The following is a 15,784-nucleotide window of genomic DNA, read 5'->3' on the forward strand; positions in this document are numbered from 1 at the left end:
GTCCGCCGTTCCGCGCGGCCCTCAGGCCCGCCCGTCCCCGGCGTCGGTCAGCCGCGGCGACCACGGCGACGTCTTGGTCGGCCGCCCGACGCTGAACACCGCGAGCGCGACGTGCGACCGCCGCAGCCCGAGCCGCCGGCGCAGCGCGGCCACCGCGTGCGGGGAGTCGACGACCTCGGAGTGCGGTGCCACCGCAAGCCCGGCCCGGTGCGCGTGCAGCCACGTGCGCTGCAGCGCCCGCCCGGCCTCGACCACGTCGGCCGGCGGCAGGCCGAGCCGGGCGTCGAGTGTCTCGGTGGCGCTGTGCACGTCGCGGGTCTGCGCGACGAGCACGAGGTGCTGCGGCCCGTCGAGCGGCGCGCCCGGCGCGGGCGGCGGCGGGAGCGGACGCGTGCGGTCGACGGCCTCCACCGCACGGCCGACGAGCCCGGCGACGCGCAGCGCGGCGTCGTGCAGGGCCGGGCGGCGGGTGAGCGGTGCGGCGACCAGCGCGGCCCACGGCGGCAGCTGCAGCATCCGGTCGGTCATGCCGTCGAGCGCGTAGCGCGGGTGGGCGGGGCTCAGGCGCAGCCACCGGACGAGCTCGGCGGCGACCGCCGGGCGCGAGGCCGTCCACGCGGAGCCGAGCCGCACCAGGCGGCGCATCGCCGGGTCGTCCACCTGCAGCAGGCGCAGCCAGGACGGCAGCGCGGGAGCGTCCGCGCGCAGGTCGGGGCCGGGCAGCAGCGGGCCCCGGTTCACGCGGCGCTCGCGCACGTCCGCCGGGGTGAAGGGTGTGGCCGCCGGGGAGGCGGTGGGCCGCAGCACGAGCACCGTGTCGGCGGGGTCGGCCGGGCCGCGCACCGGCAGGTCGTCGAGCCGGTCCAGGACGGGCGTCGGCGCGACCTCCAGGCCGCACCCGTCCGCCGCGGCGACGACGACGGCCGACTCGACCCACGCGCCCAGCGCGAGCAGCAGGTCCCGCGACGACGGGTCGCCCGCGCACAGCATGCGCCCGGGCACGACGCCCACCTCGATCCGTCCGTCGACCACGCGCACCGACCACGGCTGGGTGTTGTGCGCCGACGGCGCCCGCCCGGCCAGGCGCACCCACCGGCGCACGTCGTCCTCGGTGACGGGCGCACCGTCCGTCGCGGTCATGCGGCCTCCCTCGCCGCCGTCGGCGGCCCTCGTGCCGGTCACGCGACCGGCCTGCGGTAGAACGTGACGCCGTGCAGCGGGCGCCCGCCGAACCGCGCGAACTGGCGCGCGGACGCCGGGTTGTCCCGGCCGACGAACGTCGAGCGCAGCCGCTCGTAGCCGCCGGCCGCGAGGTGCGCCTGCAGCGTGCGGGACAGCAGCGTCAGCACGCCGCGCCCCTGCCGGTCGGGGTCCGTGCCCTGGACGACGAGCACGGCCTCCCGCCGGTGGCGCTGCCGGGTGGCGAGCAGGAGCAGCTGCTGCAGCGGCCCCAGCCGCCCGCCGACGCGCTGCACGAACGCCGTGATGTCCGGCACGACCAGCACGAACGCGACGAGCCCGCCGGTGCCGGCGTCGCGCGCGAGCAGCAGCAGGTCCTCGTCGACGAGGAAGCCCAGCCCGTCGGTCGCCGCGGCCATCTCCGCGTCGGTGATGGTCGTGTAGTACGGCAGCGCCGCGAAGGAGCGGTTGAGCACCGCGAGCACCTCGGGCACGAGGCGGGCCACCTGCGAGCGGCGTCCGCGCTCGAGCCGGAGCCCGGCGGCGCGCCACTCGGCCTCGCTCGGTGCACGCCTCGCCGCCGTCGGGTCCACGTCGACGACCCACGTGTCGGACTCGCCCCAGCGCTCGAACCCCAGCGCCTCGTAGGCCGCCGGCACCCGGGCCGGGTTCCACGGCGAGTCGACGAACCCCCGCTCCTCGAAGCCCGACGTGATCACCCCGCCCGACTGGTTGGGCAGCAGGGACACGGGCCCGAACAGCTGCGCCCGCCCGGCGGCCCTCGCCTCGAGGGCTCCGACCAGCGCGGCCGCTGCGTCGGCGTCGGCGAACTCGGTCGCGCCGAACAGCAGCGACGGCACTCCCAGGCGCGCGTCGAGCCGGGCGTCGGTGTGGACCGTCGTGCGCCCGACGACCTGCCCGGCGGCGTCGCGCACGAGCAGCAGCTCGACGGGCCCGGGGTGCGGCGACGTGCCCCGCCACCACGACGTGATCGTCGACGCGAGCAGCGGCACAGCGAGGTGGCGCGGGTGCAGGCGCAGCGGCAGGTCGACGAACGCGCGCAGGTCGGCGCGCGTGGTGACGGGGACGACGGTCAGCCCGTTCACGTACCGCCCTCCCCCACGTCGCCGCCCGGCGCGTCCCCCACGCCGGTGGCGACGTGCACGCGGATGTACCCCCCGGTCCCGTGGCGCCGGTCGCGCGTGATCCACGTCATGAGCCGCCGGTGCGCGGGCAGCCGCGCGAACAGCATCAGCGCGTCCCGGTCGGCGAAGAACGCGATCGTGCCGAGCGTGAACGGCGGCGCCCAGTACACCCGGTGCCACACGTGCCCCCTCATGCGGCGCATGGCGGCCACCATCGGGTACCACTCGCGCGCGAGGGCCGCCCACGAGTGCGGGCCGCGGTAGCGCGTGGCGCCGAGGAACATCGCGCCCGCCTGGGCGGGTGTGCGGACGGGACGGGCGGCTGCGACGGCGGGGTCGTCGACCCCCGCCCGGTCCACGGGCGTCCGGCGGCCGCGCGGTGGCGCGGGCGCGACGAGCGGCGGCGTCCGTCCCCGTGTGCTCTCGCTGGTCAGCGGGGTGAACCGCTCGACGTGCGCCATCACGTCACCCTCGGCGCGCCAGACGCCGTTGGAGTACCCCTCGGCCTCCGCGACGAACGTGCGCGCACGCTCGTGCCCGGGGGCGGACGAGCCCGCGAGCGCGGCCGCGTGCGCGGGCGTCGCGACGCACACGACGAGCCCGCGCACGGTGCTCCCGGCGGCGTCGCGTGCGCGCACCCCCGCGCTCCAGACGTACCCGTCGGCGGCGCGCACGGCCCGCCGCGCCCCACGCGTCCACCTCGGCCCGGCTCCGGTGCGCTCCAGCACGACGAGCGCCCCGGCGCGGGCCTCGGCGGGTGCGCGGGAGAAGTCTCGGGTCCGCATCAGGCGGTGCCGGCCGCCGGCACCGGGTGGGCGGTCGTCGCGTCCCGGTCGCCGGGGTCCACGACGTACACGTTCTTGATCTTCGTGCTGCCACCCGTGAACGGCCCGGTGCCGTGGTCGTGCACGTGCACGCGCAGCTCGGACGCCGCCGGGTCCTCCTCGAGCGACTGCGCGAAGTCCCGCGACACCGCGGCGAGGTGGCGCAGCACACCCGCCGCGGCCCGGTCGGCGAGCTCGGCCCGCGCCGCGTCGTCGAGGTCCGCGTCGGCGCGCAGCTGCAGGTGGATCGCGGGACGCTGCTCGTGGTCGCCGACGTCGACGAGCGCGAGCTTGAACGACTCGATCGCGGCCGCGTGCGGGTTGTCGAGGTACAGGCCGTTCTCCACGTCGAGCGGGTAGAGGTTCGCGCCCATGTACGACACGGTCGAGTCCTTGCGGCCGTACAGCAGCAGGAACGGCAGGCGCATCCGCTGGATCGCGTACGCGCGCTCGAACCCGAACGCGAGCCGGTCGCGCACCGGCTCCGGCAGCGCCGCGATCGCCGCCTTCATCTCGTCGAACTGCACGATCTTCGCCTCGTCGCCGATGTCGTAGCGCAGCTTCGGGCTCATGATGTCGGCCGAGTTCAGCGTGACGAGCAGACGCCCGTCGGGCGTCGTCTCGAGGTACGTCTCGAGCGGGTTGTACTGGAAGACCATCGGCGTGCGGGCCTCGTCCGGCCCGAGCAGCGCCTCGCGCAGCGGGCCGCCGGCGGCGAGCGTGCGGCGCAGCCACACGGACAGGTCGCTCTCCCCGGCCATGCCGATCGTCAGGTCGGACGCCCCGTAGCCGGAGTACACGCGGCCGAACCGGTCCTCCAGGTAGTCGCGCAACCCCTCCGTCAGGGCCTCGCCGCCGACGAACCCGTTCAGGTCGTACGCGTCCCAGTCGAAGCCCTCGGCGTCGAGCCGGTCGCGCAGGTGCTTGAGGAACGGCGGGTACGCGCAGACCAGGTACGTGTACCCGGGGCCGAAGTGGCGCAGGGTGTCGACGATCTTGTCGATGTCCGGCCCGGTGTTCTTCACCATGGCGATGCGCGACATGGCGATGCCGGTGTTCGTCCCGGTCGCCCACGCGCCCATCGAGAAGGCGTTGACCGCGAACAGCCGACGCGACCCGAACAGCAGGGTCACGTAGCCGGACACGTTCTTGTGGACCGTGGCCAGCTCGCGCTTCGACCGCATCCAGTTGTACGGCGTCCCGGACGAGCCGCTGGACTCGTCGACCACGGTGCCGACGGTCTCGATGAGCCCGTTCCAGCACCGCTGGTCCTCGGGGTAGCGGTCCACGTAGTCGTGCTTGGACGTCGGCCGGTAGTTCGTCAGGTCCCACCAGCGGAACCGGAAGCCGGCCTCCTCGACGTAGTGCCGGTAGGCCGGCACGTCGAGGTACGCGTGCTGGCAGATCATCCACGCGTTGAGCCGCGCGAACCGCTCCATCGCCGGGTGGTAGTTGCGGGCGGTGAACCGCCACAACGCCGGGTGCAGGCGGTAGACGCGGTACACGACGGTCACGAGCCAGGTGGCGAGCCGCAGCGCGGCCTGCCGCAGGACGCTCGTGCGGGGGGCGTCCGGTGTCACGGGCGGACAGTAGCAACGGGGACCGGCGCGGCACCGCCGCCGTTCGGGGCGCGTCCCGCCCGGGTTCAGGCCCGGCGGTACCGCCGCGCGAGCACGACCAGGCCGGCACCGGTGACGAGCGCGGTCCCGGCGAGCGCCGCGAGGGACGCCTCGGCGAAGGGGCCCGTCGTGGCGAGCTCCGTGACGCCGCGCGTCCCGGCGGCGGACCGGCTCGCGGGCTGCGGCGCCGCCGCGGGGGCGGCGGGAACCGCCGGTACGGCAGGCGCGGCGGGGACCGCCGGTGCCGCCGGCGTCCCCGGCGCGGTCGGCGTGCCCGGCGCCGCTGCGGCGTCGATCGCGCGGGCCACGTGCTGCCCGGTGAGCAGGAACTCCCGGAGCTCCTCGGGGGTGCCCGCCAGCGCCGCCGCCGCCGCGGCGTGGAGCGCCGGACCGCTGTTGTTCGGCCCGCCGTTCAGCATGCTGGCCGCCGTCAGCCGGTCGTCGGCGTGCTGCGCCTGCGCGAGGCCGGTGGCGAGGAACGCGGCCACCACGTCCGGGTCGTTGCTGGCGAGCGCCCGCTCCGCGGCGCTGCGGACCACGGGACCGGGCTCGTCGGCCAGCACGCGCGCGATCGCCAGCCGGTCGTCGGCGTACTGCGCCTGAGCGAGACCCGTGGAGAGGAACGCGGACCAGTCGGCGGGGTCGTCGCTGTCGAGCGCCGCCTGCACGCCCTCGTACACCGCGGGTCCGGTCGCAGCCGCGAGGACGCGCGCCAGCCGGAGGCGCTCGTCGGCGTACCAGGCCGTGCGGAAGCCGCCGTCGACGAAGGCGCGCAGCTCCTCGGGGGTGCCCTCGAGCGCGCGGGTGGCCGCACGCGGGACGGCCGGACCGTCGGTCGACGCGGCCAGGACCCCGGCCCAGGCGCGGTACTCCTCGTCCGTGGAACCGGTGAACCCCGCCTCGACGAACGCGCGGAGCTCCGCGGCCGGTGCCGGTGCGGCCGACGCCGGTCCTGCCACGAGCCCGACCACCGACAGCACCACGGCCAGCCCGAGCGACCCCATCCACCTGCGCACAGAACCGCTCCTCGTCGTCCACCGGACGGGCGGGCGACGCGCTGCGCGCGAGACGGACCCTGCCCCCGCGCGACCCTAGCGATCCGTCGCTCCCGGCGTGGGCGGTTCCGGCAACGTCGTCCGGGCACGTGGTGACGGTGCCGCCGCGCACCCGGCCGGGCTCCTCCGTGGGGGCCGCTCACCCGGCCGCGACTGCGGTCGGCGGCCGGCAGCACGGGAGTCGACGGAACCGTTGACAGCGGCCCGTCGGCGTCGAAGCATGGGGCGCGTGCGCATGCCGCACCGCGTGCCCGACGACGTGCACGCGAGCTCGAGAGCCCGGGGGGGCCGGCTCATGACCGTGCTCACGTCTGTCCGGCGGCACGTCGCCGCACTCGGCGCAGGGGCCCTCGCGGTCCCGCTCGTGGTCGTCACGGCCCCCGCGGCCGTGGCGGCGTCACCCGTCACGGTCGCACCGGTGGCCGCGCTCGTCACGGCCGCCGAGGGTGACACGGCCACCGTGACGCTCAGCGCCACGACGGCCGACGGCACCGCGCTCGCCGCACCCGTCACCGTGTTCTTCTCGACCGGCACGGGCACCGCGACGGGCGGCGCCGACTACACCGAGACCGGCGGGACCGTCACCTTCCCCGCCGGTGCCGCCTCGGGCGCGACGCAGGAGGTCACGGTCGAGCTCGCGGCCGACGACGACGCGGAGACCACCGAGACCGTCCCGCTGTCCTTCAGCACCACGACCAGTGGTGCCACCGTCTCCGGCGGCGCGACGGTCGCGGTGGTCGCCAACGGCTTCCCCTACCTCGACGCGGGTCGTCCGGTCGCGGAGCGTGTCGCCGACCTGCTGGGCCGCATGACGCTGGCGGAGAAGGTCGGCCAGATGACGCAGGCGGAGCGCGCCAACGTCGCCGGCAGCCCCGGCCGCGTCGCGTCGCTCGGGCTCGGCTCGGTGCTCTCCGGCGGCGGGTCGACGCCGACCCCCAACACGCCCGAGGCGTGGGCGGACATGGTGGACGGGTTCCAGACGCAGTCGCTGTCGACGCGCCTGTCGATCCCCCTGCTCTACGGCGTCGACGCCGTGCACGGCCACAACAACCTCGTCGGCGCCACGGTCTTCCCGCACAACATCGGCCTGGGCGCGATGCGCGACCCGGGCCTGGTCGAGCGAGCCGCGCACGTCACCGCCGCGGAGACGCGCACGACGGGCCCCCAGTGGTCGTTCGCGCCGTGCCTGTGCGTGGCGCGCGACCTGCGCTGGGGTCGCACCTACGAGAGCTTCGGGGAGGACCCGGCGCTGGTGGTCCTCAACGAGACGGCGATCGACGGGCTCCAGGGTCCCGCGCGCAGCGAGCTCGACCAGCCGGACCGCGTGCTGGCGTCGGCCAAGCACTTCGCCGGCGACGGCGACACCGAGTTCGGCACGGGAGAGGGCGAGTACACGATCGACCAGGGCGTCACGGTGACGAACCGGCAGGACTTCGAGCGCATCGACCTCGCGCCGTACGTCCCCGCGGTCCGGCAGTACCGCGCCGGCACCGTCATGCCGTCGTACTCGAGCGTGGACTGGACCGAGAACGGCGTGGGCGACCCGCTGAAGATGCACGCCCACACCGAGCTCATCACCGGCTGGCTGAAGGGCCAGCACGAGTTCGACGGGTTCGTCATCAGCGACTACAACGCGATCCACCAGATCCCCGGCGACTACGCGACGCAGGTGCGCACGAGCGTCAACGCCGGCGTCGACATGTTCATGGAGCCGAACACCGCGGACCCCTTCGTCGCCACCCTCATGGGCGAGGTCCGCGGTGGCCGGGTGCCGATGGCCCGGATCGACGACGCCGTGCGGCGCATCCTGCGGCAGAAGATGGAGCTCGGGCTGTTCGAGCACCCGTTCACCGACCGCGCCGGCCAGGCCGCGATCGGCTCCGACGAGCACCGCGCCGTCGCGCGCGAGGCCGTCGTGAAGTCGCAGGTCCTGCTGCGCAACACCGGCGACGCGCTGCCGCTGGCGAAGGACGCCCGCCTCTACCTCGCCGGCCGCGCGGCGGACAACATCGGCATCCAGGCGGGCGGCTGGACGGTCACCTGGCAGGGCCAGCCGGTCCCGGACCTGATCCCGGGTACGACGGTCCGCGAGGGCATCGCGCAGGTCGCGCCCGACGCGCAGGTCACCTTCAGCGCGGACGCCTCCGCGCCGATCGAGGGCGTCGACACCGGTGTGGTCGTCGTCGGGGAGACGCCGTACGCCGAGGGCTACGGCGACGTCGGCGGGCCGGGCTGGCCGTGGGACCCGTCGGACGGCGGCGTGCCGCGCGAGCCGGACAAGCAGCTCACGCTCACGCCCGGCGACCAGGCGGTCGTGGACAAGGTCTGCTCCGCGGTCGAGACGTGCGTCGTGCTGCTCGTCACGGGACGGCCGAACGTCGTGGCCGACCCGGCGGGGCAGATCGACGCGCTCGTCGCGTCGTGGCTGCCGGGCTCCGAGGGCGCCGGCGTCGCGGACGTGCTGTTCGGCGACGCCCCCTTCACCGGGCGCCTCGGCATGACGTGGCCGCGGACGCAGGAGCAGGAGCCGATCAACGTCGGCGACGCGGACTACGACCCCGAGCTGCCGTTCGGGTGGGGCCTGCGCACCGACTCCGCGCAGGCGCGGCTCGAGGCCCTCCGCGGTGAGCTCGAGTCCTCGCGCGACCGCTCCGTGCGGCGTGCGGTCGGTGACATCGACACCGCCCTGGCGCGGGGCCGGTGGACCGAGACCGGTGCCGTCGGGAACGAGCGGCTCGTGCTGCGGGTCCTGGGCCGGGCCGTCGAGCGGCTGTCCGCGAGCGACGAGCCGACGTGGCAGCAGATGGACGCCGTCGTCTCGGTGCTGCGCGACGTCGCGCAGCGGCACGTCGTCGAGGCGGGCGCCGACGCCCCCGAGGGCTGGGCCGCCGACCTCGCGGACGCCGAGCACGCTCTGCTCGTCGGGGAGTACACGCGGGCCGCCGACCTCCTGCGCGCGGTGGCCGGCTACCCGGCGGGCTGAGGCAGGCCGCGGTCAGCCCTCGGCGCAGAGGTGCCGCGGCGCCTGGGTCGCCGCGGCGACGGCGGCCGAGTCCTCCGCGCCGTACTCCGAGATGACCCAGGGCAGCACGTCGCTCGTGGCGACGTCACCCGTGGCGAGCCGCTCGCAGATGGCGTACCCGACGGCCAGGACGTGCTCCTCGTCCCAGTCCTCCTGCGTCCGGACCGCCACCTGGTCCATGGTCTCGATGTACGCGATCTCGCGGGGATCGGTCGTGGGCGTGGCCTCGTCGGCCGGCTCGGAGCCTCCGCACGCGGCGACGGTGAGGGCGGCGGCCACGACGAGCAGCGGGGCGATGCGCTTCATGGCTCTCCTGTCGGTAAGCGCAGTCCAACACGTGAGGCGTGGTGTCCCGCGTCCCGCTCCCGTGGCGGGACCGTCCCCCGGGCGGGGGGCGCAGCCGGGTGAGAGGTGCACCGCGAGGCGCGGCGCCGGGGTAGGGGCCGTGACCGTCCCGGCCGTCACCGCGCGGCCTCCCCCGCCTGTCGGCGCGCCTGCTCCACGGTCGCGTTCCAGCGCGCCAGGTACGGCAGGCGGCTGTCCCGCTCCGCCGAGGGAGGCGAAGGGGGCACGGGGATCTCGGCCAGGGGCGACCGCCCCCACGGGACTTCGGAGGCGGGGTCCGTCGACGGGGTGCTCATGGACCCTCCTCCCCGGGCTCCGCTGCGCGGGAGCGTCGCCCGCCGGCCGGCACGTGACCGGGGGGGCGACACCTCGACCGCCAGCGTGCCAGAGGTGCGCCGTGCGCGGTGTCACCCGCGCGGGTCGCGCCCGGGTGACCGGTGCTCGGCGCCGGTGCCGCTGCCCGTCCGGCGCCACCGCCGCTACCGGTTTCGGCGCAACACCCGAAAGTGCGCGAACCATAACGTTTACGTCCATCGACGGTGGGAGCGCGAGGTCCGAGAGTTGACCACCGCCGACCGGCTCAGGGTTGATCCGGGGATCGGCTCATCGAGGAGGCATGATGACCCCACCCATGCTCGGACGAGGACGAGGGCGTCGTCACGGCGCCCGCAGCGCGGGCGCGCTCGCCGTCGCCGTCGTGACCGTCGCGGTGACCGCCGTCGCGGGCGTCCCCGCCCACGCCGCCGGCTCGACGCTGCAGGACGCCGCCGAGGAGCGCGGCCGCTACTTCGGCACGGCGATCGCCGCGAACAAGCTCAGCGACTCGACGTACGTGACCATCGCGAACCGCGAGTTCAACATGATCACGGCCGAGAACGAGATGAAGATGGACGCGACGGAGCCGTCGCAGAACCAGTTCAACTTCACCAACGGCGACCGGATCGTCAACTGGGCGCTGCAGAACGGCAAGCAGGTCCGTGGCCACGCGCTCGCCTGGCACTCGCAGCAGCCCGGCTGGATGCAGAACATGTCCGGCACCGCCCTGCGCCAGGCCATGCTCAACCACGTCACGCAGGTCGCGACGCACTACCGGGGCAAGATCCACTCCTGGGACGTCGTGAACGAGGCGTTCGCCGACGGCAACGGTGGTGCCCGCCGCGACTCGAACCTCCAGCGCACCGGCAACGACTGGATCGAGGCCGCGTTCCGCGCCGCCCGCGCCGCCGACCCGGGCGCGAAGCTCTGCTACAACGACTACAACACCGACAACTGGAACTGGGACAAGACCCAGGCCGTGTACAACATGGTCCGGGACTTCAAGGCCCGCGGCGTGCCGATCGACTGCGTCGGCCTCCAGTCCCACTTCAACTCGGGCAGCCCGTACCCGAGCAACTACCGCACGACGCTGTCGAGCTTCGCGGCCCTGGGCGTGGACGTCCAGATCACCGAGCTCGACATCGAGGGCTCGGGCCAGACGCAGGCCGACACCTACGCCAAGGTCGTCGCGGACTGCCTCGCGGTCGCCCGCTGCACCGGCATCACGGTGTGGGGCGTGCGGGACACCGACTCGTGGCGAGCCTCGGGCACCCCGCTGCTGTTCGACGGCCAGGGCAACAAGAAGCCGGCGTACACCGCGGTCCTCAACACGCTGAACAACGGCGTGACGCCGACGCAGCAGCCGACCCAGCAGCCGACTCAGCAGCCCACCCAGCAGCCGACCCAGCAGCCCACGCAGCAGCCCACCCAGCAGCCCACGCAGAACCCGGGCGGCGCCTGCTCCGCGAGCCTGACCATCGCCAACAGCTGGGGCGGCGGCTACCAGGCCACCGTCACGGTCCGGGCGGGCTCGTCCGCCCTGAACGGCTGGCGGGTCACCCTGCCCTCCGGCGTGACGTCGTCGAACCTCTGGAACGGCGTGCTGTCCGGCGGCGTCGTGACGAACGCGCCGTACAACGGCTCGGTCGCTGCGGGGCAGTCGACGTCCTTCGGGTTCATCGGCAACGGCACGCCGCCGGCCGCCGGCTCCCTCGCCTGCGCCTGACCTGACCTCCCGCCGCAGCTGACCGCTCGGCACGACCGGCTCCAGCCGGGCACGACGACGGCGCCCCACCGATCGCTGGTGGGGCGCCGTCGTCGTCCCTGCGCGCGGTGCGGGGGCGGGCGCGTCGCGGCGCGGGGGCGAGGGCTAGCGCACGACCGTCCGGAACGGGTCGGCCGTGGGCACGAGCTCGACCGGGACCTCCGGCACCAGACCGGCGAGCCACCGGGCCGCCTCCGCCATGCCCTCCTGCTCGGACGGCACGTGCCCGACGACGACGAGCCCGGCGCACAGCCCCGCGCTCACGGCGTCCGCCGCGTACTCCCCCGTCTCCCACTCGTGCCCCTCGCCGATGACGAGCACGTCGACGTCGGGACGGGCGAGGAGCCGGCGGTTCGGGCCGAAGCCGTGGAACCCCGGCTGGAGGCCGACGGTGCGCACGGGGGCGTCGGGGTCGCCGACGTAGCGCAGCGCCCGGGCGCCGAGCGCCTGCGCGACGTGCGCGGCGAGGGCGCCGAGGGTCGTGGGCGGCAGGTCGTAGACGCCCTCCACGTCGGGGCGCTCGGCGTCGAGCCAGCCGAGCGCGCGCGCGACGCCGGTGAGCACGCCGTCGGGCCGGCGGTCGTGCCAGACGTCGTGCAGGTGGAAGACGACGAGCCCGTGCTCGGCGACGAAGGCCGACTTCGCCGCGTAGACCGGGTCGCCCTCGGCCGCGAGCTCCGCGCCGGCGGCGCCGTGGTGGTCGAAGTAGAGCGGCTCGTGCGTGACGACGAGGTCGAGCCCGCGCTCCACGGCGTCACGCAGCACGTCGAACGTCGCCATCATGGTGACGGCGACCCCTCGGACCGGGGCGTCCGGGTCCCCGGCGAGGAACTCGTCGACCGTCCTCTCGCGCCACGGCACCCCGACGTGCGCGCCGATCCGCTCCACCACCTGCCGCGCCGTGACCGTCACGGCCGTCACCCTACGACGCGGTCACGGGGCGGGCTCGTACCATCGACGGGTGCCGCCCCGCTCGCCGCTCCCGGCACGTCACGGCCTCGCCGCCGCGCACCTGTGCACCCCGCCGCGGGTCCGTACCGCCCCCGACCCGTGGCCGACGATGGGCGCCTGGCTGCGCCACCGCCTCCCCCGGCACGTCGACGTGGCCGGGCTGCTCGCGCAGGGGCGCTTCGTCGACGAGGACGGCCGCCCGCTGCACGACGACGACCCGTACGCCCCCGCGCGGCACGTGTGGTTCCACCGCGACCTGCGCGACGAGCCGGTCGTGCCCGGCGCGATCCACGTGGTCCACCGGGACGAGCGGCTCGTGGTGGTCGACAAGCCGCCGTTCCTGTCGACGATCCCCCGCGGCCGGCACGTGGTGCAGAGCGTCGTCGTCCGGCTGCGCGCGGAGCTGGACCTGCCGGAGCTCTCGCCGCTGCACCGGCTCGACCGCGTGACGTCGGGGCTGCTGCTGCTCACGACGGAGCGGCGCTGGCGGGGCGCGTACCAGACGGGGTTCGAGCGCCGCGCCGTCGACAAGACCTACCGGGCGCTCGCACCGCTGCGGGCCGACCTCCCGCTGCCGACGGTCGTGCGCGACCACATCCGCAAGGACCGCGGCACCCAGCGCGCCGAGGTCGTGCCCGGCGCCCCGGTCAACGCCGAGACGCGCGTGGAGCTCGAGCGCGAGGTCGACGGCCACGGGGTGTACCGGCTCAGCCCGCGCACGGGCCGCACCCACCAACTGCGGGTCCACCTGGCGGGGCTGGGGATCCCGATCGTGGGCGACCCGCTGTACCCGGTCGTGCGTGAGGTCGCCGTGGACGACTTCCGGGAGCCGCTGCAGCTCCTCGCCGCCGAGGTCGCGTTCACCGACCCGGTCGACGGGCGGCGGCGCGAGTTCCGCAGCGTGCGGTCGCTGCCGCTGCCTCCCGAGCAGGTCGTCGGCCCGCCCCGGTGAGCGGCGGGGCACCGCCCCCGAGGAGACCGGCACCCCGCCGCCGCACGGCTGCCGGGTCAGCCGCAGGCCGCCCCCGCGTGCCCGGCCTCGTAGGTGGTGAGGGCTCCGCGCCACGCCTCGACCTTCACGCCCGTGACGCTCACGTGCCCGGCCTCGAGGGTCTTCCCGGGTGCCGTCCACGAGCGCTCGAAGGACGCCCCGGGCGGCAGCACGGTCCCGGCCGCCGTCCACCACGGGGTCGTCGCGACGACGACGACGGGGACGCGCTCGGTGTTGCGCACCCGCACCGTGACCCGCGGGCGTCCGTCGACGCACTGCGCCTGCCCCGACACGGTGAGCGCCACCGCGCGCGGCGTCCCGGCCGGAGCCGAGGGCGTGACCGGCGCGGACGGCGCCGACGGCGCGGAGTCGCCCGCGGCGTTCGTCGCGACGACCGTGAACGTGTGCGCGCGCCCGGCCGCCAGTCCGGTGACCTCGCAGGACGTGCCCTCCGTCGTGCACGTCGCCCCGCCGGGCGACGCGGTGACGGTCGAGGTGGTGACGGGGCTGCCGCCGTCGTCGGCCGGCGGGGTCCACGACACGGTCGCGGAGCCGGCCCCGGCGGTCGCCCGCACGTCCGTGGGCGCCGCAGGCGGCGTGGCGGGCGGCGCGACGGCGCCCGGCCAGGTCACGAGCAGCTCGTCGCCCGTCGGGGAGATCCGCTCGACCGTGATCCTGTTGATCGTGAAGGCGTTGCCTCCCCCGCCGCCGCGGATGCCGACGTTGCCGACGAGCCCGTCGGCCGGCTGCGACCCGTCGAAGGTGATCTCGCTGACCAGGTCGTAGCTGCCCATGTTGACCATGCCGCTGTTGAAGTACGCCGGGAGCTGCGTGGCGACCTGGTTCGCGGAGTACGGGTGGGCGTTCACGAGCGCGCCGTCGGCGGTGGTGTAGCCGCCGTTGGTGTTGTCCTTGAGCCAGCGGACCCGGATCGCGGTCGTCCCCTTGGCCGTGTAGTTGACGGTGAAGCGGTAGGTGCCGCCCGGCTCGGGCCGGAACGCGACCTCGCCGTCGTCCGTGGTGGACCACGGCCACGCCGTCGCGTCGTCGCCGAGGACGATGTTGGCGCCGCTCCACGGGTCACCGGCGGAGGTGTCGAAGACGTGGACGCCGGGGACCGGGGCCGGCTCCTCGCCGCCGGAGGTGTCGATCCACTCGTGCGTGGCGAGGAACTCGTCCGGGTACAGGATGCCGAGCAGCGCGAGCTTCGCGCGGCCGTCGTAGTCGTACGGCATGGCGAACTCACCGCCCTTCCAGCCGGTGCGGACGTCGCGCACACCCGCGAGCTTCACGGCGGTGACGACCTTCGGGTTGCCCGTCGTGTTGGCCGGGCCGGCCGCGTGGTCGCGGTAGACGCGGAAGAGCTCGGCGTACTTCACGCCCTGGTTGTTCTCGTTCTCGGGCGTCAGCTCGCCGGGCGGCAGGGCGATGTCCATCTCGGTCACGTGGACCTCGACGTTCCCGAGCGTCGCGAAGAGCTTGATGTTCTGCTCGACGGCCGCTACGTCGGTGGCCAGGTTGTAGTGCCCCTGCATGCCGATGACCTCGATGAGCGGCTTGCCGCCCGGGCGTGTGCCGGCGTACCGCTCGTTGATGTCCTTGACCATCTCGTGGACGACGCGGGCCTTCGCCGGGGAGTCCAGGCCGAAGTCGTTGTACGTGAGCTTCACGTCCCAGCCGTGCGCGTCGACCACCTCGGCCGCCTTGAGGAACGCGAGCTCGACCCACTCGTGACCCAGCGCCTGGTACCACCCCTCGCCCTTGGCCAGGGACGCACGCCAGTCGGCCGGGTCGGCGGTGCCGACCGCCTCGTTCACCACGTCGATCGCCACCAGCCGGTCGCCGAAGTGGCCCAGCACGGTCTCGATGTGCGTGTTCAGGTTCTCGAGAGCGACGGCGCGGTCGAACGTGCCGGGCTGGCCGAACCGCGCCGGGGGCGCGTCCCACATCCACGTGGGCGTCTGCGAGTGCCACGCCAGCGTGTGCCCGTAGAACGTCAGGTCGGGGTTCCGCGCCGCGTGCTCCGCGAAGGCCGCCTCCGCCGCGTCGAAGGTGAACACGCCCTTGTCCCGCTGCGTGCTCTCGGGCTTCATCTCGTTGCCCGGGGTGTAGGACGCGTAGTTGTGGACCAGGCCGTCCATCTCGCCGCGGCCGAAGATGCCGAACGAGAAGTGGTCCTCGTAGACGTCCTTCATCGCGGGGTAGTGCTCGAACGTCTGGCCGCTCGGGGGGAGCTCGGCCTCGGCGGCGGCCACCGCCTGCTGGCCGGCGCCCACCGCGGCGAGCGACAGGACTCCTGCCAGCAGCGTGGCGAGTGCGGGCCGGACCGGCCCCCGTGCCCGCGGAGGTCTGCGTGAGGAGCCCGGCACTCCGGGCGCTGCGAGCTGTGATCGCCGATCCGACATGGGACCTCCGGTGATGACCCACGCACCGTTGCGCGGGGAGGCGGGTGGCAATTTTGCCACTGTTGCACAGCGGCTTTGCCAGGTTGTCGAGGGGCGTCGTCGCTGTCAAGGGCTCCCCAAGCGTTTCGGACGTTGCCGCGCCCGCTCCCGCGGCCGAAGGGTGCTCCT

The 15,784-nt window shown here is 75.0% G+C and carries 12 protein-coding genes; 3 read left to right on the forward strand and 9 right to left on the reverse strand.

Going from position 1 to position 15,784, the window contains the following annotated elements; all coding sequences use genetic code 11:
• Positions 1-21 precede the first annotated feature (21 nt).
• From FB586_RS01695 to FB586_RS01715, 5 genes are all read right to left on the reverse strand, one after another.
• Positions 22-1,140, reverse strand: coding sequence for a nitroreductase family protein (locus FB586_RS01695; protein WP_136517596.1), 1,119 nt, complete (start codon positions 1,138-1,140; stop codon positions 22-24).
• Positions 1,141-1,178: 38 nt separating this feature from the next.
• Complete coding sequence (locus FB586_RS01700) at positions 1,179-2,285, reverse strand: GNAT family N-acetyltransferase (RefSeq protein ID WP_136517597.1); 1,107 nt, start codon at positions 2,283-2,285, stop codon at positions 1,179-1,181.
• On the reverse strand, positions 2,282-3,109 hold the full coding sequence (locus FB586_RS01705) for a hypothetical protein (protein ID WP_136517598.1): 828 nt from the start codon (positions 3,107-3,109) through the stop codon (positions 2,282-2,284). The genes FB586_RS01700 and FB586_RS01705 overlap by 4 nt, the downstream gene beginning before the upstream one ends.
• Positions 3,109-4,728, reverse strand: a complete 1,620-nt coding sequence (locus FB586_RS01710) for a phenylacetate--CoA ligase family protein (RefSeq protein ID WP_136517599.1) — start codon at positions 4,726-4,728, stop codon at positions 3,109-3,111. Before FB586_RS01710 ends, FB586_RS01705 begins: the two co-directional genes overlap by 1 nt.
• Positions 4,729-4,793: 65 nt before the next feature.
• Positions 4,794-5,783 carry an ALF repeat-containing protein gene (locus FB586_RS01715; RefSeq protein WP_136517600.1) on the reverse strand — a complete coding sequence of 330 codons (990 nt, stop codon included), beginning with the start codon at positions 5,781-5,783 and terminating at the stop codon, positions 4,794-4,796.
• Between the two features lie 274 nt (positions 5,784-6,057).
• On the opposite strand from FB586_RS01715, the gene FB586_RS01720 reads away from it, so the two are divergent.
• Complete coding sequence (locus tag FB586_RS01720; RefSeq protein WP_246036474.1) at positions 6,058-8,805, forward strand: glycoside hydrolase family 3 N-terminal domain-containing protein; 2,748 nt, start codon at positions 6,058-6,060, stop codon at positions 8,803-8,805.
• Between the two features lie 12 nt (positions 8,806-8,817).
• On the opposite strand, the gene FB586_RS01725 is transcribed toward FB586_RS01720, so the two are convergent.
• Both FB586_RS01725 and FB586_RS01730 read right to left on the reverse strand, forming a co-directional pair.
• A complete protein-coding gene (locus tag FB586_RS01725; protein ID WP_136517602.1) occupies positions 8,818-9,150 on the reverse strand; it encodes a hypothetical protein in 333 nt (110 codons plus the stop codon).
• A gap of 155 nt (positions 9,151-9,305) precedes the next feature.
• Complete coding sequence (locus FB586_RS01730; RefSeq protein WP_136517603.1) at positions 9,306-9,485, reverse strand: hypothetical protein; 180 nt, start codon at positions 9,483-9,485, stop codon at positions 9,306-9,308.
• A gap of 323 nt (positions 9,486-9,808) precedes the next feature.
• Here FB586_RS01730 and FB586_RS01735 point away from each other — a divergent pair, with 323 nt between their 5' ends.
• Positions 9,809-11,230, forward strand: a complete 1,422-nt coding sequence (locus FB586_RS01735; protein ID WP_136517604.1) for a glycoside hydrolase family 10 protein — start codon at positions 9,809-9,811, stop codon at positions 11,228-11,230.
• Positions 11,231-11,374: 144 nt separating this feature from the next.
• Here FB586_RS01735 and FB586_RS01740 read toward each other — a convergent pair whose 3' ends face one another.
• Positions 11,375-12,181 (reverse strand): Nif3-like dinuclear metal center hexameric protein, encoded by an 807-nt coding sequence (locus tag FB586_RS01740; protein WP_136517605.1) that lies wholly within the window; start codon positions 12,179-12,181, stop codon positions 11,375-11,377.
• 49 nt (positions 12,182-12,230) lie between these two features.
• Between FB586_RS01740 and FB586_RS01745 the strand changes: the two genes are divergently transcribed.
• Positions 12,231-13,172, forward strand: a complete 942-nt coding sequence (locus FB586_RS01745) for a pseudouridine synthase (RefSeq protein WP_136517606.1) — start codon at positions 12,231-12,233, stop codon at positions 13,170-13,172.
• Between the two features lie 56 nt (positions 13,173-13,228).
• Here the strand turns inward: FB586_RS01745 and FB586_RS01750 are convergent, their stop codons facing one another.
• A complete protein-coding gene (locus FB586_RS01750; protein ID WP_136517607.1) occupies positions 13,229-15,487 on the reverse strand; it encodes an endo-1,4-beta-xylanase in 2,259 nt (752 codons plus the stop codon).
• Between the last annotated feature and the right edge of the window lie 297 nt (positions 15,488-15,784).

The sequence above is a fragment of the Cellulomonas telluris genome (genome assembly GCF_004886325.1).
GTDB classification, from domain to species: Bacteria; Actinomycetota; Actinomycetes; order Actinomycetales; family Cellulomonadaceae; genus Cellulomonas; species Cellulomonas telluris.

Coding starts and splice junctions, on each gene's coding strand:
- FB586_RS01730 (WP_136517603.1), bottom strand. CDS start 9,485: ATGAGCACCCCGTCGACGGACCCCGCCTCCGAAGTCCCGTGGGGGCGG.
- FB586_RS01725 (WP_136517602.1), bottom strand. CDS start 9,150: ATGAAGCGCATCGCCCCGCTGCTCGTCGTGGCCGCCGCCCTCACCGTC.
- FB586_RS01705 (WP_136517598.1), bottom strand. CDS start 3,109: ATGCGGACCCGAGACTTCTCCCGCGCACCCGCCGAGGCCCGCGCCGGG.
- FB586_RS01720 (WP_246036474.1), top strand. CDS start 6,058: ATGCCGCACCGCGTGCCCGACGACGTGCACGCGAGCTCGAGAGCCCGG.
- FB586_RS01695 (WP_136517596.1), bottom strand. CDS start 1,140: ATGACCGCGACGGACGGTGCGCCCGTCACCGAGGACGACGTGCGCCGG.
- FB586_RS01735 (WP_136517604.1), top strand. CDS start 9,809: ATGACCCCACCCATGCTCGGACGAGGACGAGGGCGTCGTCACGGCGCC.